The organism is Candidatus Polarisedimenticolia bacterium (genome assembly GCA_035764505.1).
Taxonomy (GTDB): Bacteria; Acidobacteriota; Polarisedimenticolia; order Gp22-AA2; family AA152; genus AA152.
Genome location: DASTZC010000252.1, coordinates 1 through 21464 on the forward strand (window position 1 = coordinate 1; position 21464 = coordinate 21464).

Consider the following 21464-nt stretch of genomic DNA (forward strand, 5'->3'; position numbering starts at 1 on the left):
AAAGGAACGCTCTATGCCGGCACCGGCACGCAGGGAAAGCTGTTCAAGGTGACCGGCCCCGGCAAGGGGGAAGTCCTCGCCGACACCGAGGAGACCCACATCCGGGTGCTGGCGATGGGAGAGAACGGAACGATCCTGGCCGGAACCGACGGCAAGGGAACGGTCTTCGAGGTCACGCCCGCCGGCAAGACCCGGGTCCTGGCGACCGCCCCGATGCCCGAGGTGACCGCGCTCCTGCCCGGACCCGCGAAGCGCATCTACTTCGCGGCCGCGGGCCAGTCGCGCGGCGGCTCCCGCCCCTCGGCGCCGGCCCCGCCGCCGCCCCCCAGGCCTTCCGAGGAAGAGCGGCCCGCCGGACAGCAGCCGCAGGAAGCTGCGCCGCAGCAACCGCCGACGCAGCCCGTCCCGTCGCCGCCGCCCGCGGGGGCTGGTGTCGAGAGCCGCATCGTGGCGCTCGACCAGGACGGCTACGCCCGGGAAATCTGGAGCCAGCCGGGCGAGCTGATCCTGTCGCTGGCGCTGGACGCCGACGGGAACCTGCTCGCCGGAGGCGGGGTCGACGGGAAGATCCTCCGCATCGATCCGACACGATCCGATTCCTCGCTGCTCCAGAAAACCGATTCCTCGCAGGTGTCCGCACTGCTGCGCGAGCCCGACGGCTCCATCCTGGCGGCCGGCAGCAATCTCGGCGCGCTCTATCGCCTCGGCGGGAAGGTGGCGCTCGAAGGGACCTTCCAGTCCCCGGTGCACGACGCGCGGGTCTTCTCGGGCTGGGGCACGGCGAGCTGGCGCGGCATCACCCCATCCGGAACGGCCATCAGCATGCAGGTGCGCACCGGGAACACCGCGGAGCCCGACTCGAGCTGGTCCGACTGGTCAGCGCCGATGAGCGCGGCGCAGGGCGGCCCGATCGATCGCCCGAAGGGGCGTTACGTCCAATGGAAGGCGACCCTGAAGAGCGACAGCGGCAAGTCGTCGCCGAAGCTCGGGGAGGTGGCGATCAGCTACCTGCCGAGGAACCTGCCGCCCGAGGTGAAATCGATCGAGATCCAGTCTCCCGGAGTGATCTACCAGAAACCCAACCGTACCGCGGGGGCCACCGCCGCCCCCGCCGACGGGGCCGCCACTCCGGGGAGAGGAGACCGAGAAAAGGCATCCGCCAAGCCCTCGCAGCAGCCACGCTCCCAGAACGATCGGGACGGACGGGGGGCGCAATGGGGGGCCACCGATCCCAACGGCGACAACCTGGTCTACTCCATTTATTACCGGGGAACGGACGAGAAGGAATGGAAGCTGATGGAAAGCGATCTCACCGATCCCTTCTTCAGCTGGGACGAGACCTCACTGGCCGACGGCACGTATCTCCTACGCGTCGTGGCGGACGACTCCCCCTCCAACCCCGAAGGCGCCGCCCTGTCCGCCGAGAGGCTGAGCGACCCCTTCGATGTCGACAACAACCCTCCGTCCATCTCCGAGGTCCGTGCCGCGCTGTCGGGGCAGGGAGCCACGATCGAATTCGAGGTGAGCGATACTTTCTCGAACGTGGGGGACGTGATTTACTCGGTGAACGCGCAGCCGTGGGAGGTGGCGACGCCGACCGACGGGATCACCGACTCGCCCCGCGAGCGCTACCGGGTGCAGCTGCCACGCGTCCCGCCGGGGGAGGTCACGGTCGTCCTGAAGGCGACCGACGCCGCCGGGAACTCCACCACGATCAAGACCAAGCTGCCGGCTTCCTCGCGCTGATCGGCCGGAGGTCTAGCGGGTGCCCAGCGCCAGCGGGTCACCCTGCGCCAGCGTGCGCACCAGCTCTTCCTTGAAATAGTCGCAGCGCGCCCGGATGCCATCGGGGACGCGCCGATCGTAGGCTTCCCGGCTCCGGTCGATCTCGGGCTTGAGCCGCTGGTAGATATCCCGCTGGCGCCGTCCCGCCACCACGGTATCCTCGTTGTAGAGCAGCAGCTCCGAAACCAGCAGGCGGGCGAAGCGGCGCGCATCCTCGTGCTGGCGCCTCTCGTCGGGGGAAACCTCGCCGGGCCCGGCGACGCCCTCGAGGCTCAACGATCCGACTTCCAGCTCTTCTTCCAAAGGCTCCGGTTCGAGAGGATCGGGCGAGAACGGCGACAGCTCCATGTCGGCCGCCTCGCGATCCGACGCCTCTTCGTCATGGTCTTCCAGGACCGGGAGCGCCACCCGTACGTCCGCGGACAACGCCGGCTCGCGGGCAGGGCCGCGCACCAGACGCTCAGCTGACAAGGCAGCGACCTGCGCCAGGACTTCCGCCGCCGCTTCATCGAAAGTCTCCGCCGCGTCGCCCCCGTCGTCTCCATAGAGAACGGCCGAAACACGGTCCCTCACCCGCAGCGGAATGGCCACGGCGCGCCGGGGAAGACGCTGTCCCGGCTCCACCGGGGGCAGCACCGACGCGGCCTTCTCGGGATCTTCGGTGTGCGCCGGCGTGTCGCCGTCGCGCGCCGCGGCAAGAAGTGGATGTTCCGCCAAGGTGAACCGCAGCGCCCGGGCCGGGTCCTCTCCGTCACCATCGGGCAGGCCGACCGAGCTCCATCCCAGCGCGGCGTCGTCCCGGATCAGGAAAAGGCAGGCTCGCGAGAAGCACTGCGACGCACCTTCCAGCAGGCGGTCCAGCAGCGCCTGCTGGTCCTCGCAGCGCGCCAGGCTGCGCACGGTCGACGCCAGCAGATCAGGGGCCAATCCTCCGGCGTCCTCGGCCTCCGGCAGCTCCTGCAGGGAGATCGGCTCGGCCAGCCGTCCGGTCAGGGCCTCGATCTCGGCGGCAAGCTGCGCCGCGCGACGCTGGAGCGTCTGGGTGACGTGGGCTTCTGCACCTTCGCGATCCACGCGGGTCATCGGCGTCCTCCGAGAAGGGATCGATCGGCTCGGGCGGGAGATCGTGCGGCTTCGAGCCGGCGCGGATTATAGCACCCGTGGCGGGGCGGTCAGTGTTGCGTATCAGAAATCGAGTTGACACTGAGGGCGCCGAGCCGCCCGGATCGCCAGGCGCGTCGAAGCGCCGCGTACCCGTGCGGTTACGCAAGCGAGACGCAACGCAGCGAGGCGGGATGGATCGGCGGCCGAATGTAACGCGATTTCTGGTACGCGACACTCAGTCCTGGTAGACGTACTCGAGCCACTGCTGGGCCCAGTCGTGGGAGGCGTTCACGTCGGCGTAGCTCAGCGCCTGCTGGTAGCACTGCAGCGCTTCGTCGCGGCGCTGCATCATGTCCAGCGTGTTCCCCTTGCGAATCAGCAGCCAGCCGCGCCAGACATCATCCGGCGCGGCCCGCCGCGCCATCCCTTTCTGGAACGACTCGAGGGCTTCCGGGTACTTGCGCAGCTTCATGTAGGCGATGCCTTTGCGGAACAGCGCCTCCGGATCGTCGGGGTGGTCCTTGAGATAATCGTCCACCTGCTTGATGCAGCCGGCGAAGTCGTTGCGATCGTAGAGATAGTAGGCGTGCTCCAGGGGGTGCACGCTCTCGTCCGCCGTGACGATGAGAGTCTCGACGAGTTTCGAAGAGGGGGAATTCTCGTCGGCCAGGTAGGCCGGCTCGATCACCAGCTTGTCGCCGACCGCCTTGTCGAGGAGGCGGAAGCCGAGCGTGGCGAAGGCCGCGGCGAAGGCTTCGTCACGCGGCACATCGAGGTTCTTGGCGAGCGACTCGGAGCGCAGCGAGGCCAGCGCCCGCTTGACGTAGAGCTGCGAGGCCTGCCGCAGCAGCCCGAGCAGGGCGCTGTTCTTTTTGAGGGCCGGGACAGTCACCTTCTTTTGGGCATTGAGGATGCCGAAGCCGGTCATCCCTTCCACCGAGGCCTCATCGTCCCAGGGGATGGGTGCCAGGCTGCCGTCCAGGATTCGATAACGCATCTCGAAGTCCTGGACCGCCACATTGATGAAGGAGATTGGGTTGTAGACGTACTGGAGGGTCTCGGTTCCCGAACCGTAGCGATCCACCCCGACCAGGGAGCGATCGCGCGGCAGCTGCAGCCAGAGATATCCTTCATCGCGCATGCGCCGGGCGTCCAGGGCCCCGGCGTCGACCAGCGTTTCCTCCGACGTTCTCGAATCGAGGACTTCCGACCAGACGAGAGCGTAGAGCCAGGGAGCGACCTTTTCCTTGGCCGCAGCCTTCTTGGCCTTCTTGAGCAACGGGCGCAGCTCGGGATAGATGCCATCTGCCGCTTTTTGCACGGTGGTGGTGAAAGCGGCCCCGGATTCTCCCTGGATTACCGGAAAGGCGGGGCGATAGCGATCCCCCTGAAGGCGCACCATCCGCGCGCTGGTCAGATCCTCGAGCGCCAAATCGAGATCGGGAATCTCCACCTCGGAGAGCTCCTGGCGGGTGGCGCCGGATTGGAGCTTGAGGAACAGCTTTCCGAGGACCGGATCGAGGAGGGCCTGGGTGTTCCAGGCTTCGCGGTAGTCTCCGAGATAGGCGAGCCCCAGGAAGTACTCTTCAGGGACGACAGGCGGCGCGGTGAACTCGAAGGGGGCCTCCTCGGTTGGGGGCTCCTCCTCGCCGGGAGCAGCGACGCCGGTCTGCGCCGGAGGAGAATCGGAAGACTGGGGAAGCAGATAGGAAGAGCCGATGCCACCGATCAGCGGTCCCGCCAGGATCGCCAGAAGCATCACGATCCGTCGGCTGAATCGCAAGCAGGATGCCCTTTCAGGAAGAATCTCGCGGTCGTGCCGCTGAAGGAGAGACGGCGAATCCTATCAGAGCGCCCTGCAGCATTCCAGGAGCCATGGGTCAAATCACGGTCCACGGGAGTTTCCGTACTACTGCGGGAAAGCCACATCCGCTGTGGTGGAAAAGAGATTCTCAGTGCCTTCCAAGGTTGTTCGATGGTTTGGACATTCCAAGTAATACCATATAAAACAATAACTTACATGGTTGCTGAAGCTCGCCATTCATCTGGCACAAACCCTGCTGTATCGCCTGCGAGGCCGCGGGAACAGGCCGGGGGGACTGCCGAAAATGTTCGAGCAGAAGACTCTGAGCACAGCAGTCGAATTCGAAGGGAGAGGACTCCACACGGGCAAGCCGGCAAGAATGAGGCTGCGCCCCGCTCCCGCCGGTCACGGTACCATCTTCTCCCGCAGCGACCTCGCTTCCCACACGCTCCCGGCGCGTCACGACTATCTTTCCGGAACACGCCTCTCGACGACTCTCTGCCGGAACGGCATCCAGATCGGGACGATCGAGCATCTGCTTGCCGGCCTGTCGGGCCTGGGCATCGACAATGTCCGGATCGAGCTGGATGGTCCTGAGGTGCCGATCATGGACGGGAGCGCCCTGCCCTTCGTGGAGGGAATTCTGGAAGCGGGGTTGCTGAGGCAGGATTCCCCGCGCAGCTTCCTGACGATTCTCAAGCCGGTCAGCGTCTCGGAAGGGGACAAGCGGCTGGTGGTCTTCCCAGGCAACGATTTGCGCATCACCTACGCCATCGACTTTCCGCACCCTTCGATCGGCTACCAGGAGCGCGACCTTCGTTTGAACTCACGGAATTTCACCGAGGAGATCGCCCCGGCCCGCACCTTCTGTCTCTACAAGGATGTCGAGGCGATGCGGCGCCAGGGGTTGGCGCTCGGTGGCGATCTGAGCAACGCCGTGGTGGTGGGAGATGATGGCATCCTCACCGGCTCGCTGCGCTACCGCGATGAGTTCGTGCGCCACAAGATGCTGGACCTGCTCGGGGACATCGCCCTGCTGGGCCGTCCCGTGCGCGGTCACTTCGTCGCTTTCAAGGGAGGCCACGGGCTGCATGCGGCGCTGGTGCAGAAGCTGGCGCAAACTCCCGACGCCTGGAGGCTCACCCCGGGACGCACCGCCCTGCCGGGCAGCTGGATCCGCAGCTTCGACCCTCTGAAGGCACGGCTCCTGCCGGGACACGCCCTCTCCGCCTGATCGTCCCATCTCTCCCTCTCTTTGGCCGCATCCTTGGCGGCGTCGTCCGTCCGGCTTGTTTCCCTCCCGCAGTTCCACTACACTGGCGGCGCCATCGAAAGACCGACTGCAGGGAAAGCCTCGAAAGAGCTCTGGATGCGCCGGATCCTTCCCGGTCTCGTCTCCCTTCTCCTGCTCCCTGTTCCCGCGCTTGCCCAGGCGCCCGCGCGCGCGCCCGAGGAGACGCCTACCGCTCCCCGCATCGGTGATCTGAAAGTCGAGATCCGCGAAGGGCAGATCCTCGCCTCATTCCGTCTGGACGGGGCCCTCGACGACGAGACGCGCGCCCGCATTGCCTCCGGCCTCGAGACGGAATTCGAGTACCGCCTCGAGATCATCAAGCCCCGCCGCCTCTGGGTTGACGGCAAGATGGCGCAGCACCGCCTGATCACCGGGGTGAAATACGACAGCCTGTCCCGCCAGTATGGCCTCACCCTGAAGCGTGACGGGAAGGTGGAGCGCAGCTCCACCACCGATCGAAAGGAGGAGATGGAGCGCTGGCTCACCTTCCTGGGTGACATCCCTCTCGGAGCCGCGGCGGAATACATCCCGCCGGGCGACTATGCCGTGCGTGTAAGGGCCGAGTTCCCGATGCGCTTCCTCCTCTACTTCATTCCCTGGGACCAGGACACCTCCTGGGAGAAGGCCGCGCTACCGGCCCCTCCGCTCGGCGAGCATGACCGAGAGTAGGAGCCGTCCCCGCCGCCTGCGGACCGACCGGCTGGTCATGTTCGCCCTGGCGGGGCTGCTGATCCTGTTCCTCGGCGGCTACCTGCTGGCGCGCCGCGCCACCGATTTCTCCTGGCCCTACCTGACGAACTCGGTCCTCCTCTCGTTCCTGGGCATCACCAATGCCATCCTCGTCCTGACGCTGCTCAGCCTGCTCATCCGCAACCTCATCAAGGTGCTGAGCGAGCGCCGGCGCAACATCCTGGGCTCGCGCTTCAAGACGAAGCTGGTGTTCACCATGCTGGCTCTCTGGTTCGTGCCATCGGGGATCATCTTCTGGGCCGCGCTGCACGCCATCCAGGGGAGCGTCGATCGCTGGTTCTCGACCCCGGTGGATCGGATCGCCAGCGGATCTCAGGAAGTGGTGGACGCCTTCTACGGCGATTACGAGCGGCGCGCGTCGGCTGCCGCCGGACGAGCCGCGGCGCGCCTGGAAGATCTGGGCATCGTCGCGGCGGACGCGCCGGAGCAGCGCATTCATCAGGAACTCGAGGGTATGCTGCGGTCAGAGCACGCCGATCTGCTGAGCCTGTATCGGGGCGAGGAGGCGCCGCTCACCGTCGCCGATCCGCTGCTGCCGCGCGCCGGCGAGCTGGAGGCGGTCCCGGCCGAGGTGCTGGGTCGCGCCTTCGCCGGCAAGCCGTTCCACTGGATCTCCCATCTCGGAAGCGGCGTGGTGGTGCGCTCGGGGGTGCGCGGCGGCGCCGCCACGGGCGGGCCGTCCGGCTTCGTCATCGCGGCAGGCTACTTCGTGCCGCGCGATCTCGCCGCGCTCACCGGGCAGATCAACGGCTACGCGGAGCGCTATCGACAGGACAAGGCGCAGCGCCGCTCCATCAAGAACGTATACGTCTTCGCCTTCGCCTTCATCACGCTGCTGGTGCTGTTCTCGGTGACCTGGATCGGGCTGTACCTGGCGCGCGGCGTGACCGAGCCGATCGGCATGCTGGCGGAAGGGACGCGCGAGGTGTCCTCGGGAAACCTCGACTTCCAGCTGCAGGTGCGCACGCGCGACGAGCTGGGGATCCTGGCGGAGTCATTCAACCGCATGACGTCGGACCTGAAATCGAGCAAGGAGACGATCGAGCGGTCGAACCGCGAGCTGGTGCGCAGCAACCAGGAGCTGGAGGAGCGCCGACGCTACATCGAGGCGCTCCTGCACAGCATCACCACCGGAGTGATTTCGCTCGATGCGTCGGGCACGGTGACCACCCTCAACCGCGCCGCGGCGCGCATTTTGGGGCTCGAGGAAGGGAGGGACTCGGCCGGCAGGCCGATCGCGGAGGTGCTGGCCTCGCCCGACCTGGCGCACCTGCGCGAGGCGGTGGCCCGGGGGGTGAAGGACCGGGAGATGACGCCGGCGCGCGAGATGACCCTGGGGCTGCGGGGCAACCCGCTGACGCTGGCGGTCTCCTTCTCGCCTCTTGCGGACGGACGGGGAGGCCCGCCCGGACTGCTCGTGGTCCTGGAGGATCTGACCCCTCTCATGCGGGCCCAGAAAGTGGCGGCATGGCGGGAGGTGGCGCGCAGGCTGGCCCACGAGATCAAAAACCCCCTCACGCCGATCCAGCTCTCGGCCCAGAGGATCCTCAAGAACTTCCGGGAGAAGAGCCCGGACCTGCCGGAGGTGCTGGAGCAGGGAACCGAGGCGATCGTGCGGGAGGTGTCGGCCCTCAAGCGCTTGGTGGACGAGTTCTCGCATTTCGCGCGCCTGCCGGCGGTGCGGCCGGTGCCCTGCGATCTGCATGCCCTGGTGGATGAGGTGCTTGCTCTTTACGACGGCATCGGCGGGACGCTGCAGTTCGAAAGACGCTATGATGCGCGCCTGCCGCGGGTCCTGCTGGATCCGGAACAGATGAAGCGCGTCTTCGTGAACCTCATCGACAATGCGCGCGATGCCATGGGCGGGACGGGAAGGATCACCTTCGTCACCTCCTACCGTCCCGAGGTCGAGGCGCTGCGGGTGGAGATCACCGACGAGGGGCCCGGGATCCCTCCCGAGGATCTCGACCGCCTCTTCGTTCCCTACTTTTCCACCAAGAAGAAGGGAACCGGGCTGGGGCTGGCGATCGTCAACCGCATCATCACCGACCATCACGGCTACATCCGGGCCGAGAGCAACCGTCCGCAGGGCGCCCGCTTCGTGATCGAGCTCCCTGCCCACGCCGCGTAGAGGCTGGAAATGCCGAAGTCCCGTATCCTGGTGGTGGACGACGAGGAAGGGGTGCGCAGCTCCCTGATGGGGATCCTGCGCGACGAGGGATACCAGGTCGACGCGGCGGAATCGGGGGAGCGCTGCCTGGAAGCCCTGGCCAAAACCGACTACCAAGCCGTCTTCCTGGACGTCTGGATGCCGGGCAAGGATGGTCTGGAGATTCTTACGCAGATTGCCGCGCGCGCCGGCGCGCCCGCGGTCGTCATGATCTCGGGGCACGGGACGATCGAGACTGCGGTCAAGGCCGCCAAGATGGGGGCCTACGATTTCATCGAGAAGCCCCTCTCCCTCGAGAAGGTGACGCTCACCCTGCGCAACGCGCTCAAGCAGCGGCGCCTGGAAGAGAAGAACCGGCTCCTCAAGGAAGAGCTGTCGCACGACGACATGCTGGTCGGCGACTCGCCGCCCATCCGCAAGCTGCGCGACGAGATTGCGCTGGCGGCCCCCACCAACGGAAGGGTGCTGATCCTGGGAGAGAACGGCACCGGCAAGCAGCTGGTCGCCCGGCTGATTCACTCCCTGAGCCTGCGCCGCGACGAGCCGTTCATCGAGGTGAACTGCGCCGCCATCCCGGAAGAGCTGATCGAATCGGAGCTTTTCGGCCATGTGCGCGGCGCCTTCACCGGCGCCGTGGAGAGCAAGCGTGGAAAATTCGAGATGGCGGACGGAGGCACCCTGCTGCTCGACGAGATCGGCGACATGAGCCTGAGGACCCAGGCGAAGGTGCTGCGCGTCCTGCAGGAGCAGACCTTCGAGCCGGTCGGGGGCAGCGCGAGCCGCCAGGTCGACGTAAGGGTCATCGCGGCGACCAACAAGGACCTGGCTCAGGCGATCACGCGCGGCGCCTTTCGCGAGGACCTGTTCTTCCGCCTCAACGTGATCCCGCTCAAGGTGCCGCCCCTGCGCGAGCGCGAGGACGATATTCCCGCCCTGGTCCGGCATTTCCTGCAGCGTTTCGGCCAAGAGTACGGGCGCCGGCGGGAGATCTCCCCCGAGGCGCTGCAGGCGCTGCGGGCCTACGAATGGCCCGGAAACGTCCGGGAGCTGCGCAACACGCTCGAGCGGATGGTCATCATGACGGCCGGGGCGACGATCCGGGCTGAGGACCTTCCGGCGGCAGTGGTTGGCCGCCCGGACGGCGGCGGAGGGGAATGGGAGGGGCTCGAAGGGGACTCCCTGAAGGAGGCCAGGGCAGCTTTCGAGAAGCGCTTCATCACCCGGAAGCTGGAAGAGTCGGGAGGGAGCGTCGCCCGGGCCGCCGAGAAGATGGGCCTGGAGCGCAGCCACCTCTACCGCAAGCTGAAAGCCTATGGAATCAAGGAAGGCGGGGGCGGGCCGAATTCTTGACTTGCCTTCGGGAGTTTGTTATAAGGTTCAGCGTTTTTTGAGTTTAGATGAATTTCGCGCCGCCTTCCCAGGCGGCCGGAACGATGCTTCCGGAGCGGCTTCATTGCGGTTCAACCGATCCGTCGAATATGGGATTGAAGGAATGGCTTTCCTGGCACGGGAGGGAAAGCGCTCCACCATCCTGCGCGAAGTCTCCCGGGCAACCTCGATCTCCGAGGCTTTCCTGTCGAAAGTGTTCCAGAAGCTGGTTCGCAGCGGGCTGATCCGCTCCCGTCGTGGCTTCCGGGGAGGGTTCTTCCTGGCGCGCCCCGCGAGCCAGATCACCCTGCGCGAGGTGATCGAAGCCCTGCAGGGGCCGATCGCCTTCCCCCTCGCCCCGAAGACCCGGCCCCCGAGCCGGGGTCCCCGGCATCCGGCCCGGGGAGTGCTGGGCGAGGTGCTGCAAAAGGCCCAGTTGAGGGTCAAGGCCGTTCTCGAGGAGACCACGGTGGCCGATTTGGTGACCCCGGCTTTCCACGCCTCCGGGGAAAAGCTTGTTTAAGCAAAATTAGGACCGAAATTGTCCAATTCCCAGGGACCAGGCGAAGCTGTGTCGGGAGCGTCGAGGATGCGGGTCGACCTGCACGTTCACACGGTGCACTCTCGCCTGCGGGTCATCCCGGCGCTGGGGGCGCGGGACTGCTATTCAGACCCGCTGGAGGTCTACCGCCGCACGCGCGCCAGGGGCATGGACCTGGTCACCTTCACCGACCACGACACTATCGACGGCTGCCTCGATCTCTTGTCCCGCACCGGGGAGCTGGAGGACTTCTTCATGTCGGAGGAAGTCAGCACCCGCGACCCTCACACGGGGAGCCGGTTCCACGTGAGCGTCTTCGACATCGACGAGAGGCGTCACCGGGAGATCCAGCGGCGCAAGGGAAACATCCGCGATCTGGCGTCTTATCTCCGGGAAGAAGGGATCCCCGCCAGCCTGAACCATGTCGGCTCGTCGATCGTCAGGCGCCGGCCGCCGCTGGACGAGCTGGTGCAGATCGCCGCCGGCTTCCCGCTGATCGAGACGCTCAACGGGGCGCAGATCCCGGCGGCCAACGCGGTCGCCGAGTCGCTGGCGGAGCACCTCGCCTTGGAGGGAAGAGTCCTGGGAAAGGTCGGAGGCAGCGATGCGCACACTACCCGGCGCATCGGCTGGACCTGGACCAGCGCCCGCGCCGCGGGAAAGGCCGGATTTCTGGCCGCGCTGCGCCGCGGCACGGTGCGCCCGCAGGGACGCTCGGCCGCCGTAACTCCGATGCTGCGCGACGTCTATCAAGTGGTGGGCGCCTATTACGGAGATTTGCTGCGGAACCACCAGGGGCATTTCGAGCCGGCCAGCCGGCGCCGGGCTACGGCCTGTGCGGTGCTGAGCCTTCCGCTGCACCTGGTAGGCCTCCCCATCACCGGGATGATCTATCGCCGCCTGCGGGTGAGAGGTGCGGTGCGCGGGCTCCGGAAGGATCTGGCACGCTGGGCGGAAGCGCTGGACGCCGCGCGGCGCGCGGAGAGGGAGGAGGCTGCCGGCGCCTCCGTCGAGGCAGTCTGAGACGGCACGCGCGAGTTCGTGATGCGGAACATCCCCGACCGGTGTTCCGTGGTCCAACCCCCCCGGTCGGAAACAAAGACGCCGGAAGAGGCAACCGGCGGTTGCATGGTTGACGGGTGCTCCGGGCTTTCGCCGGGAGCCACGTAAAAGGAGTCGATTCCATGAGCCAGACGGCGGTTCTCCGGGAAGCGAAGGAGAAGAGGAAGCGCGGTACGGCAAGTGAGCCGGCTCGCGCCATCAGTTTCGAGAAGCCATCGGCCCCGCTGGTCCGCCTCGCGGCCAGGCCGCGCAGCGCCTTCACGCGAGGGGTCCGAAGCGTCTTCGGCACCGCCACGCATCACCTGGCCGACGCGGCCTGGACCATGTTCCAAACCGCCAACCGCATGGTCCCCTCCGGACGGCTGCACCCTAAATGGGCCCCGGCCCCGCTGCTGAAGAGCAACGAGCGCACCAAGCCGCCCCTCGGCTTTCCGCGCGACACCGATTCCCTGTGCCCCAAGTGCGTCCTGGAGGTGCGGGCCGCCATCGTGGAGGGACGGGAGGACTGGCAGGTCCTGATCCAGGGTAAGCCGGGCGAGATCAAGGCCCGCATCGTGGAGCGCGACGGCCAGATCTACATGGAGAAGGACTGCCCGCGGCACGGCCACTTCGAGGACCTGATGGCAATGGACGCCGAGTTCCTGCGCCGCATGGAGCGGCTCTACCCCGGCCGCGACTTCCGCATGGCGAAGGACGACCTGCACAACCATGGGACGTCCTCGATCCAGTTCGGCCGGGGCGCCGTGCTCACCGTGGATCTGACCAACCGCTGCAACATGATGTGCAATCCCTGCTTCATGGACGCCAACCAGGTGGGCTACGTCCACGAGCTGACCTGGGAGGACATCAAGGAGATCCTGGACAACGCCATCAGCATCAAGCCGCGCCGCCAGCTGTCGGTCCAGTTCTCGGGCGGCGAGCCGACGATCTCCCCTTACTTCCTGGATGCCGTGGCCTACGCCAAGAAGCTCGGCTACCAGTCCACCCAGGCCGCCTCCAACGGCATCCGCTTCGCCCAGGAGCCGGAGTTCGCCCGCAAGGCCAAACAGGCCGGGCTGCGGCTGGTCTACCTGCAGTTCGACGGGGTGGGCAACGAGAACAACCAGCATCGCAAGGTCGGCAACTTGTACGACGTGAAGCTGCGCGCCCTGGAGAACCTCAAGGCGGCGGGCGTCGACGTGACGCTGGTCGTGACCGTGGTGAACTCCGTGAACAACCATCAGGTGGGGCCGATCGTCAAGTTCGCCATCGAGAACATCGACAAGATCAACGCCGTCTCCTTCCAGCCGGTGTCGTTCACCGGCCGCGACGACGAGATCCCCGACGAGGACCGGGCGCGCCAGCGCTACACGCTGTCGCACCTGGCGCACGACGTGAAGGAGCAGCTGGGGATCACGGAGCCGCTGCGCGACTGGTATCCGCTCTCCGCCTCCGGCCCCTTTTCCGATCTCAAGGACCAGCTGGACGGGGTGGAGGCGCAGTTCGGATCGCTGAAGTGCGGCTGCCACCCGAATTGCGGCGTGGGCACCATGCTCCTGGTCAATCAGGCCTCCAAGGAGGTCATGCCGATCCCGCAGCTGCTCGACACCGACCAGCTGCTGGAGGATCTGAAGGCGGTCAATGACTCCGGCCGCGGCAAGTTTCTCACCGTGGCCCAGGTGGCCCTTTCGGTGCTGCGCAACTACCGCTTCCAGGAGTCGCCCGAGGGACTCGGCTTCTGGCGCGTGCTGAAGATCATCGACGGGCACAACGGCGGCCGCCTCAACCTGGCCGAGAAGCCGCGCTACGACTGGCGCATCATGATGGTCGCGGGGATGTGGTTCCAGGACCTGTTCAACTACGACTTCCGGCGCACCGAGATGTGCATCATCCCGTACGCCACGCAGATGGGCGAGATTTCCTTCTGCGCCTACAACACCGGGGTGGGGTGGCGGCAGATCGTCGAGCACGTGCACCAGACCGCGACGACTGCCGACTGGTTCGCCCGCAAGGGACGCCACGCGGTCTATGCGGGCGGCCGGAGCGTCCCCCTGCCCGAGGCGGCGGCCTCCGCCGCGCCGCTGCCCACCGCGACGTCGGTGGCCGTCCCGGGCCTGAGAGTGCTGCCGGCCACCGGAGCGCAGCCGGCGGCGATGACCGCCGGAGGCTGCGGCTGCCACTGATTCGATAACTTCACTCGAGACGGCCGGGGCGGGGGAGCCATCCCCCGCCCCATTTTTTTGACTCCTCGTCCCGCCGATCAGCCGCGATCCTTGCCCGGCGGATTCGGCCGGGACTCGCTTTTGAGCCGCCCCGCCTCGGCCAGGGCCCGCCTCAGCAGGTATTCGATCTGGCCGTTGAGACTGCGCAGATCGTCCGCCGCCCAGCGCTGCAAGGCATCCAGGACGCCCGCGTCGATGCGGACCAGGAAAGGCCTGCGTTCCGCCACGAGCCTAGCTGTACAGCGTGCCGGCGTTGACGACCGGCTGCACGGCCGATTCGCTGCAGAGGACCACCAGCAGGTTGCTCACCATGGCCGCTTTGCGCTCCTCGTCCAGCTGAATGATGTTCTGGCGGGACAATCGCTCCAGGGCCATCTCGACCATGCCCACCGAGCCCTCGACGATCTTCTGGCGCGCGGCGATGATGGCTCCGGCCTGCTGGCGGCGCAGCATCGCCTGGGCGATCTCGGGCGCGTAGGCCAGGTTCGCGATGCGCGCCTCCATCACCTCCACGCCGGCGGCCCCCAGACGCTCCTGCATCTCATGCTTGAGGTGCGCCGCGATTTCCATCGGATTGCCGCGCAGCGACACCTGCGCCTCGTCGTGCGTATCGTACGGATAGCTCATTGCGAGCTTGCGGATCGCCGCCTCCGCCGAGACCTTGACGTAGCTCTCGTAATCGTTCACCTCGAAGACCGCCTGGGCCGTGTCCACCACCCTCCAGACCACCACCGCCGAGATCTCGATCGGATTGCCGTCCAGGTCGTTGACCTTGAGGCGGCTGCCGGTCTCGAAGTTCCGGGCGCGCAGCGATACGTGCCTCTTGGTGTAGAAGGGATTGGCCCATCGCAGGCCCGGCTCGCGCACCGAGCCGACGTAGGCCCCGAACAGCTGCAGGACTCTTCCTTCGTTGGGGTTCACCATGAACAGCCCAGCCAGCAGCACGCTGCAGGCGGCGATGCCGAGCCCGGCCAGCCAGGCCAGACCCAGCGCCCTCGATTGGACGGCGCGCAACAGCAAAACCGCCAGGAGAAGAATCCCCGGGATGAGCACGGCCGCCACGGCCAGTCCCGGCATCGTCTTGATCACCCGTTCGCGAATCATCGGTTCCCTCCCTGAGTGTGATTTCGAAGTGATATCACAAAGAAATCGGGCCGGTCAAGCCGGGAGGATCTTTTGGGGTGCCAGGGGGGGACCAGGTCCAAGCTTGCTCTCCATCTCCGCGGTCCCTATGTTTCACCGAGTGCCGGGGTGCCAGGCGCCGGCCGGAGGCGCATTTTCCCGGTCAAAGGAGGAGCCGTGACGGGTTTGCTCAAACGGGGGGCGCTGACGATCCTGGGCGTGGCGGTGACGCTGGGCTTCTGGACGGTGCGTGACTGGTTCACCGATCGAGCCAGCGCGTCGCTGTCGCACATTCCCCAAAAGGTCTGGGCAGGAGGGAACACGGTCGAGGTGGAGGTGGAAACCAGCGCCAGAGCGCGGGTGTCGGCGTCCTTCGAGACGTCCAATGCTCCGGACGACAAATCCCACCAGTACCTGGAGACGTGGGAGAAGGTGGAGCCCGGCCGGCACACCTTCACCATCGACGTGCCGTCCCATGTGGGCGGGATGGTGGAGATCGATTCCGAGGACCCGAAGGTAGGCGACACGGTGCGCATCGCCTTGAAGGTCGGCGGCAGCGTGGTGGCCGATGACCAGGCGACGCTCAGCGAGCCGCTGCGCCCGGGCTACGGCTTCTTCGCGCAGATCTATCTCGACGACTATGCGACGGGCAAGCTGGGAGAAGACTAGCCGGCGGTGCTGCGTGTCGAAGACATGTTAATGCCGAAACCGCCGGGCCGGGATGGATCGACGGCCGAAAGTAACGGGATTTCCGATACGCAACACTAGAACAGGTAGGGGTGGGTTCCGGCGCGCTGCAGCCTGCGAAACGCCAGGTTGGCCAGGAAATAGTGCATCGAGATGTGCATGTTGCGCTTCGCGGGCGGCAGGAAGCGCCGCAGGATGGAGCGCATCGAGAAGAAGTCCCGGTAGGTGGCCCAGTACTTGGCCATCGCCGCCTCGGGCGACATCCTCAGAGGGCGGATGACGGCGTTGCCGTAGTGGTAATCGTTCCAGTCCCGCGTCAGGATCCGTCCTTCCCGCTCCATCCGGTCGTAGAAGGGTGTCCCCGGATAGGGCAGCGGCAGGTGGAACTTGGCCATCGCCACCTTGTTCCGGATCAGAAACTCCAGCGTCCGATCGAAATCCTCCGGCGTGTCGTCGTCCAAACCGAGCATGATGAGCGCGACGATCTGAATCCCGCGCTCCCGGATCTCCCGGATCATCTCGGCATACTCCTTCGCCCGCGCCCAGTTCTTGTTGATGTCCGATAGATTCGCCTGCTTGATCGTCTCGAACCCGATGGAGAGCAGGAAGCAGCCCGATTCGGCCGCGAGATCCAGCAGCTGCGGATCCTGGGCGATCTGGATGGTGCACTGGCTGCACCAGCGCATCTCCAGCGGCGCCATGGCCCGGAACAGCTCTTTGGCGTAGGCGCGGTTGGCCACGGGGTTGTCGTCCATGAACAGGACGCTGCGCGACCCCATCGCCTGGATATCGCGCAGATCGCGCAGGACGTCGCCGACCGGGCGCGTCCGGTAGCCGCTGCGGTGGTACTCGGCCACCGAGCAGTAATCGCAGGCGAAGGGACAGCCGCGCGACACCAGCAGCGGGAACTGGAAGTAGTAGTCGCGGTAGATCGACTCCCGCATCAGCTCGCGGCGGAACAACGGCAGGCTCGCCAGGTCCATGCGCGGCAGGCCCTTCCAGTCGTGCAGCGCGTCCGACTGGTAGACGCGCTTCTTGAGGCCGCCCGAGCGGAAGTCTTCCACCAGCTGCGGCCAGGCGTACTCCGCCTCTCCCTTCACGATCGCGTCGCAGTGCTGCAGCGCCTGCTCCGGGTTGAGGGAAACCCATTGTCCTCCCATCACCACCGTCTTGCCGCGCCGGCGGTAGGCCTCCGCCAGGCGGTAGGCCCTGCCGATCTGCAGCCCCATGGCCGTGATGCCGACCAATCCCGCATCGGTTTCCTCCGGGGGAGGATTCATGAAATCGTCGATCACCTCGACCTGAAATCCGGGAGGAGTGAAGGCTTTCAGGTAGACGAGCGTCAGCGCCGAGGTCCAGTAGCGCTCGCAGCGCGCCACGCTGCCGTCGCCGTTGACGTGCGAGGAGGAGATGAGAAGGATCTTGCCGTCGCTCACGGTTTTCTCCGGAGGGCGCGTCGCAGGGCGAACCCCACGACGCAGGCGCAAATCCTGTACGTGTCGCGTACGGGGCGGAAATGGCTGCGATCCCTTCCGTCCACGACGGGGGAGTGGATCGGCACCGTCTCCACCTTCGATCCGGAGGCCGCGGCCGCCATAATCGCCTCCATCTCCAGCTCGTAGGCCCGCCCCTTCAGGCGGGCTCGCTTCAGGAACGGGACGGAATAGAGCCGAAACCCGCTCTGCGAATCGGGCAGGTAGACCCCGGAGAAAAAGGCGAGCGCGCGGGACGAGAACCGATTGCCGAACCGGCGTCCCCGTGACATTCCAGAGAAGGAGGTCCAGCGGGACCCGATGATGAGGTCTGCGCTGTTGGTCCGGTAGGCCTCCACGAAGCGCGGGATATCGGCGGGGTCGTGCTGTCCGTCGGCATCCAAAGTGATGATAGCGTCGGTGCCGTCCCCCGCGAGCGCGGCAAAAGCGGTCCTCAGCGCCGCGCCCTTTCCGCGATTGTCGGGATGGGTCAGGACTTCGGCGCCGGCGGATGCCGCCCGCTGGCCGGTCCCGTCCACCGAGCCGTCATCCACCACCACCACGCGCCGTGCATGGCGCAGCGCTTCCCGCGTCACCCGTTCCACCGTGCTCGCAGCGTTGTAGGCGGGAATCACCACCGCGATTTCACCCATGAGGGCGCGCCGGGAAGGCCTTCCGCGGGGACCTCACGACCCGGAGCGGGATCGGGAGACGTGCTCGGCCAGGGAATTGACGGAAGCGAGGATCTCGCGCCCTTCCGCGGCGCTGGCGATCCGGATGCCGTACTCCTTCTCGACCCCCACGACGAGGTCGAGCAGGTCGACCGAGTCGAGGTCGAGACCGCCCCCGAAGAGGGGATCGGAATCGCCGATCGAGTCGGGCGCGACGTCGGTAAGGCGGAGACGGCGAATGATGAATTCCTTGATTTCCCGTCGGAGGAGGGTCGGATCGGCCATGGCGCGGGATGGTACCAGCGGGTCGCCCGTAAATCAACGCTCCCCATCGACCCGGCGCGAAGCTCCCGCTCCCGCTACGAGCTTCCTGAGAGCCGCGAGGTCCACCTTCCCGCGCGGTGTCCTGGGCAGCGCGGGGAGAAGCAGAATCCGGCGGGGGAGCCGATGGGCCGCCAGACGGGCCCGGCAATAGGCGGCCAGATCGGGCAGCTTCAGCGAAACCCGGCCGGCCACCGCCGCGGCCACCGATTCCCCCCGCAGGGAATCGGGCATGCCGAAGACCGCAGCTTCCCTCACTCCCGGGGCGGCCGCCAGCACACGCTCCACCTCCGAAGGGAAAACCTTCACGCCTCCGACGTTGATCATCGTGTCGAGGCGCCCGTCGAGAAAGAGCCGTCCATCCGGGTCGATGTAGCCCCGGTCCCCGGTGGCGAACTTTCCTTGGAAACTCTGGAACCGGGCTCCTGGAGCGATGTATCCGAGGGCCACGGCATCTCCGCGAACCACGATCCGGCCGCCCGGCTCCGCCGGATGGTCCTCGCAATCCTCGATGGCAAGCATGACTCCATGCATCGCGGGTCCGGCGCATCCTTCCGGAGCGTTACCCGCCGCCGAGCGATCGGCCGCGATCGCCCCGCATTCGCTCGTCCCGTAGAAGTTGCGCACCGGGACTCCGGTCAGGTCCCGGAACCCGGCCGCGGTCTCCAGGCGCAGGGGAGCGCCGGCCGACACGCACAGGGTCATGCGGGCGAGAAGACGCGCTGAGATTCCGGCGCCGAGCAGCAAATCGTAGAGGAAGGGGACGCCCGGAAAGAAGAGTTCGCGATATCGTCCCAGGGCCGCGCGAAATAGGGTCGGGAGCGGACGCTCCAGAAGGGCCAGCGGCGCCCCGAGGAAGAGATGGCGGGACAGCAGGGTCGAAAAGCCGAAGGCGTGGCTCAAAGGCACCGCGCCCAGAGCGCGGCGCCCGGGCGTCAGATCCAGCGATTTGGAGATGTTGGCGGCATCGGCAAGGAGCTGAGACGCCGAGACCGCCACGCCGCGCGGCGTGCCGGACGAGCCCGAGGTGGCGCGAACCAGGACGGTCCCGCGCGGCAGGCGGGGCCGCGCCGGACGCTTCCCGAGGTGCAGCCGCAGCAGCGGCAGGGGAGGCAGGAGCAGCGTGCGTCCGCCCGCTTCGCTGTTCTCCGCTTCCTCGAGGATCGCGTCGGGGGAGAAGACCGACGCGATTTCCCCCAGAGCGATCCCCGAGGCGCCGCCTTCCCGGAGGAGCGGAACGCAGTCGAGGCTCCACAGCGCCGGGACGGCGAGCAGCACTCCCAGCGGATGCCCCAGGCTGACCAGCACCCGGCTGCCGGGACGCAGTCCGTGGCTTTGCAGGAGACTGGCAGCGAGGCGGATCTCGGAGAGGAGCCTGGCGCCGGAAAGCCGCCGGGGTCCGGGGAAGACCGTCAGGTAATCCGGCGGGCGCTCGCGGCTCAGCCGCCGTCGCGCGCGATCGAACAGGGTGATGGGGGACTCGAGGGCGGGCCGGGTCGGCAAGCCGTCACTCGGAGGATTGGGCCAGACGGTTCTCCAGGATCTGGGAGCGATCGAAAGACTCGAGCCGCAGATAGAAATCGGCCGCTTCGACCAGGGCGTCGGCGGGAACCAGCCCGACGATCTCGCCACCGACCACCTCGACCCCGTACCGTGCCGCCTCGCTCTTGACCATTTCGACAACCCGGTGCAACGGGGTCTTCCTGTAATGCGTCATGTTGATCGACACTTGGGCGATGCCGCGCTCCGCCAGTGCCACCCCCATTGCCTTGCAGTAACGCAATCCGCCGCTGCTGTGGCGAATGGCGCGCGCGATGCGCTCGGCGATCTCCAGCCGGGGGGTCGAGAGATTCAGGTTGAAGGCGATCAGGAACTCGCGGGCCCCTACGGCGCTGGCCCCGGCGGTCGGGTGCGGCGCGGACGGACCGAAATCGGGCTGCCAGCGCGGATCGCGCAACTTGTCGGCGAGGCCCTCGAACTGTCCCTTGCGGACGTCGGCCAGGTTGCGGCGGTGCTCGGCGGAGGCCGCCTCCTCGTAAAGGTAGACGGGGACGGAGAAGCTCCGCGCCACCTCTTCTCCCACCTCGCGCGCCAGCGCCGCGCAATCGGCCATCGAGCAGCCCGCGACCGGGACGAAGGGGACCACGTCCACGGCCCCGATGCGCGGATGCTCTCCCTGGTGGTGCCGCAGGTCGATGCGCGGGAGCGCTGCCTCGAACAAGGCCAGGATCGATCGGCGCACTTCGTCGCGCTCGCCGGCCAGCGTCAGGACGGAGCGGTTGTGATCGGCATCCGAGGAGAGATCCAGGACCCGCGCCCCTCCCTCGGCGCGGCGCACGGCGGCGACGATTTCCTCGATCACCTCCCGGCGCCGTCCCTCGCTGAAGTTGGGAACCGACTCAATAATCCTCGGCAAGGTCTCCTCCCGGAGCTTCCAGGGCCTTCAGCGTGATGCGCGAGCACTCCTGCACCAGCAGACGCGGCTGCTGCTTCCATTCTCCGAGCCAGCGCTGCTCCAGCAGGGCGGCGGGGCTGGTGCGGCGCTCGCGCACGAGCTCCGCGAGCGGGTCCAGCATCTCGGCCGGCTCTCCCTGAGCACGCAGCCCTTCGGTGGCGATCTCCAGGAGGTCGGCGCCCGCCTCGAGCGCGGTCCCTTCCTTCAGGGGGGCCTTGGTACCGAGACGTCCCGCCTGCAGGTGAAATTCCTGCCGCGCGGCCTCGTCGAGATCCGCCACGAGGCTCCAGGCTTCGCGCAAGGCCGCCGCATCATAGAGGATCCCTTTCCACAGGGCCACCTGGGCCACCGCCAGCGCCGGGTGAGAGGAATCCCCGCCACGGATCTCCATGTGCTGCTTGAGGCGCACCTCGGGGAAGAGCGTCGTCAGGTGCAGCTGAAAATCCGCGAGCGTGGCGCGATGCCCCTGGAAGCCGTCCTCCAGGAAGCGGCGGAAAGGGAGTCCTCCCAAGGGAAGGAAAGAACCGCCGCGCAGGATGAACATGGTCGGCACATCGAGCGCGTAATCAAGGTAATCGGAGAACGAGGCGTCCTCGCGGAAGACGAAGGGGAGCAGGCCGCAGCGGGCCGGATCGGTGTGCTGCCAGATCCAGCTGC

At 67.0% G+C, this 21464-nt stretch carries 19 protein-coding genes; 9 read left to right on the plus strand and 10 right to left on the minus strand.

What is annotated here, in order from left to right; all coding sequences use genetic code 11:
- A partial coding sequence (locus tag VFW45_16545) for a hypothetical protein (protein ID HEU5182397.1) occupies positions 1 to 1746 on the plus strand: 1746 nt, incomplete at its 5' end.
- A 12-nt stretch (positions 1747 to 1758) separates the two neighbouring features.
- Here the strand turns inward: VFW45_16545 and VFW45_16550 are convergent.
- Both VFW45_16550 and VFW45_16555 read right to left on the minus strand, forming a co-directional pair.
- Complete coding sequence (locus VFW45_16550; GenBank protein HEU5182398.1) at positions 1759 to 2868, minus strand: GAF domain-containing protein; 1110 nt, start codon at positions 2866 to 2868, stop codon at positions 1759 to 1761.
- 256 nt (positions 2869 to 3124) lie between these two features.
- Positions 3125 to 4648, minus strand: coding sequence for a tetratricopeptide repeat protein (locus VFW45_16555; protein HEU5182399.1), 1524 nt, complete (start codon positions 4646 to 4648; stop codon positions 3125 to 3127).
- A gap of 349 nt (positions 4649 to 4997) precedes the next feature.
- Between VFW45_16555 and lpxC the strand changes: the two genes are divergently transcribed.
- The 7 genes from lpxC (at position 4998) to VFW45_16590 (ending at position 14040) form a co-directional block, all read left to right on the plus strand.
- The gene (lpxC, locus tag VFW45_16560; protein HEU5182400.1) at positions 4998 to 5927 is read left to right on the plus strand and encodes a UDP-3-O-acyl-N-acetylglucosamine deacetylase; all 930 of its coding nucleotides are present in this window, start codon (positions 4998 to 5000) and stop codon (positions 5925 to 5927) included.
- Between the two features lie 135 nt (positions 5928 to 6062).
- The gene (locus VFW45_16565; protein ID HEU5182401.1) at positions 6063 to 6656 is read left to right on the plus strand and encodes a DUF4390 domain-containing protein; all 594 of its coding nucleotides are present in this window, start codon (positions 6063 to 6065) and stop codon (positions 6654 to 6656) included.
- Positions 6643 to 8868, plus strand: a complete 2226-nt coding sequence (locus tag VFW45_16570; protein HEU5182402.1) for an ATP-binding protein — start codon at positions 6643 to 6645, stop codon at positions 8866 to 8868. Before VFW45_16565 ends, VFW45_16570 begins: the two co-directional genes overlap by 14 nt.
- A gap of 9 nt (positions 8869 to 8877) precedes the next feature.
- Complete coding sequence (locus VFW45_16575; protein HEU5182403.1) at positions 8878 to 10257, plus strand: sigma-54 dependent transcriptional regulator; 1380 nt, start codon at positions 8878 to 8880, stop codon at positions 10255 to 10257.
- Positions 10220 to 10798 carry an Rrf2 family transcriptional regulator gene (locus VFW45_16580; protein HEU5182404.1) on the plus strand — a complete coding sequence of 193 codons (579 nt, stop codon included), beginning with the start codon at positions 10220 to 10222 and terminating at the stop codon, positions 10796 to 10798. Before VFW45_16575 ends, VFW45_16580 begins: the two co-directional genes overlap by 38 nt.
- 66 nt (positions 10799 to 10864) lie before the next feature.
- On the plus strand, positions 10865 to 11839 hold the full coding sequence (locus VFW45_16585) for a PHP-associated domain-containing protein (protein HEU5182405.1): 975 nt from the start codon (positions 10865 to 10867) through the stop codon (positions 11837 to 11839).
- A gap of 161 nt (positions 11840 to 12000) precedes the next feature.
- On the plus strand, positions 12001 to 14040 hold the full coding sequence (locus VFW45_16590) for a radical SAM protein (GenBank protein HEU5182406.1): 2040 nt from the start codon (positions 12001 to 12003) through the stop codon (positions 14038 to 14040).
- 77 nt (positions 14041 to 14117) lie between these two features.
- On the opposite strand, the gene VFW45_16595 is transcribed toward VFW45_16590, so the two are convergent.
- Both VFW45_16595 and VFW45_16600 read right to left on the minus strand, forming a co-directional pair.
- Positions 14118 to 14306, minus strand: a complete 189-nt coding sequence (locus VFW45_16595; GenBank protein ID HEU5182407.1) for a hypothetical protein — start codon at positions 14304 to 14306, stop codon at positions 14118 to 14120.
- A gap of 4 nt (positions 14307 to 14310) precedes the next feature.
- On the minus strand, positions 14311 to 15180 hold the full coding sequence (locus tag VFW45_16600) for an SPFH domain-containing protein (protein HEU5182408.1): 870 nt from the start codon (positions 15178 to 15180) through the stop codon (positions 14311 to 14313).
- Positions 15181 to 15378: 198 nt separating this feature from the next.
- Between VFW45_16600 and VFW45_16605 the strand changes: the two genes are divergently transcribed.
- The gene (locus VFW45_16605) at positions 15379 to 15870 is read left to right on the plus strand and encodes a hypothetical protein (GenBank protein ID HEU5182409.1); all 492 of its coding nucleotides are present in this window, start codon (positions 15379 to 15381) and stop codon (positions 15868 to 15870) included.
- A 95-nt stretch (positions 15871 to 15965) separates the two neighbouring features.
- Here VFW45_16605 and VFW45_16610 read toward each other — a convergent pair whose 3' ends face one another.
- The 6 genes from VFW45_16610 to VFW45_16635 all read right to left on the minus strand — a co-directional run.
- Positions 15966 to 17324, minus strand: a complete 1359-nt coding sequence (locus tag VFW45_16610; GenBank protein HEU5182410.1) for a radical SAM protein — start codon at positions 17322 to 17324, stop codon at positions 15966 to 15968.
- On the minus strand, positions 17321 to 18013 hold the full coding sequence (locus tag VFW45_16615; protein ID HEU5182411.1) for a glycosyltransferase family 2 protein: 693 nt from the start codon (positions 18011 to 18013) through the stop codon (positions 17321 to 17323). Before VFW45_16615 ends, VFW45_16610 begins: the two co-directional genes overlap by 4 nt.
- Positions 18014 to 18046: 33 nt before the next feature.
- Entirely contained in the window at positions 18047 to 18316 is a 270-nt protein-coding gene (locus tag VFW45_16620; protein ID HEU5182412.1) for a phosphopantetheine-binding protein, read from the minus strand.
- A gap of 33 nt (positions 18317 to 18349) precedes the next feature.
- Entirely contained in the window at positions 18350 to 19855 is a 1506-nt protein-coding gene (locus VFW45_16625) for a fatty acid--CoA ligase family protein (protein ID HEU5182413.1), read from the minus strand.
- Between the two features lie 4 nt (positions 19856 to 19859).
- Positions 19860 to 20768: a glutamate formimidoyltransferase gene (gene ftcD, locus VFW45_16630; GenBank protein HEU5182414.1), complete on the minus strand. Its 909-nt coding sequence runs from the start codon at positions 20766 to 20768 to the stop codon at positions 19860 to 19862.
- A partial coding sequence (locus tag VFW45_16635) for a glutamate-cysteine ligase family protein (protein ID HEU5182415.1) occupies positions 20752 to 21464 on the minus strand: 713 nt, incomplete at its 5' end. The genes VFW45_16635 and ftcD, both read right to left, overlap by 17 nt.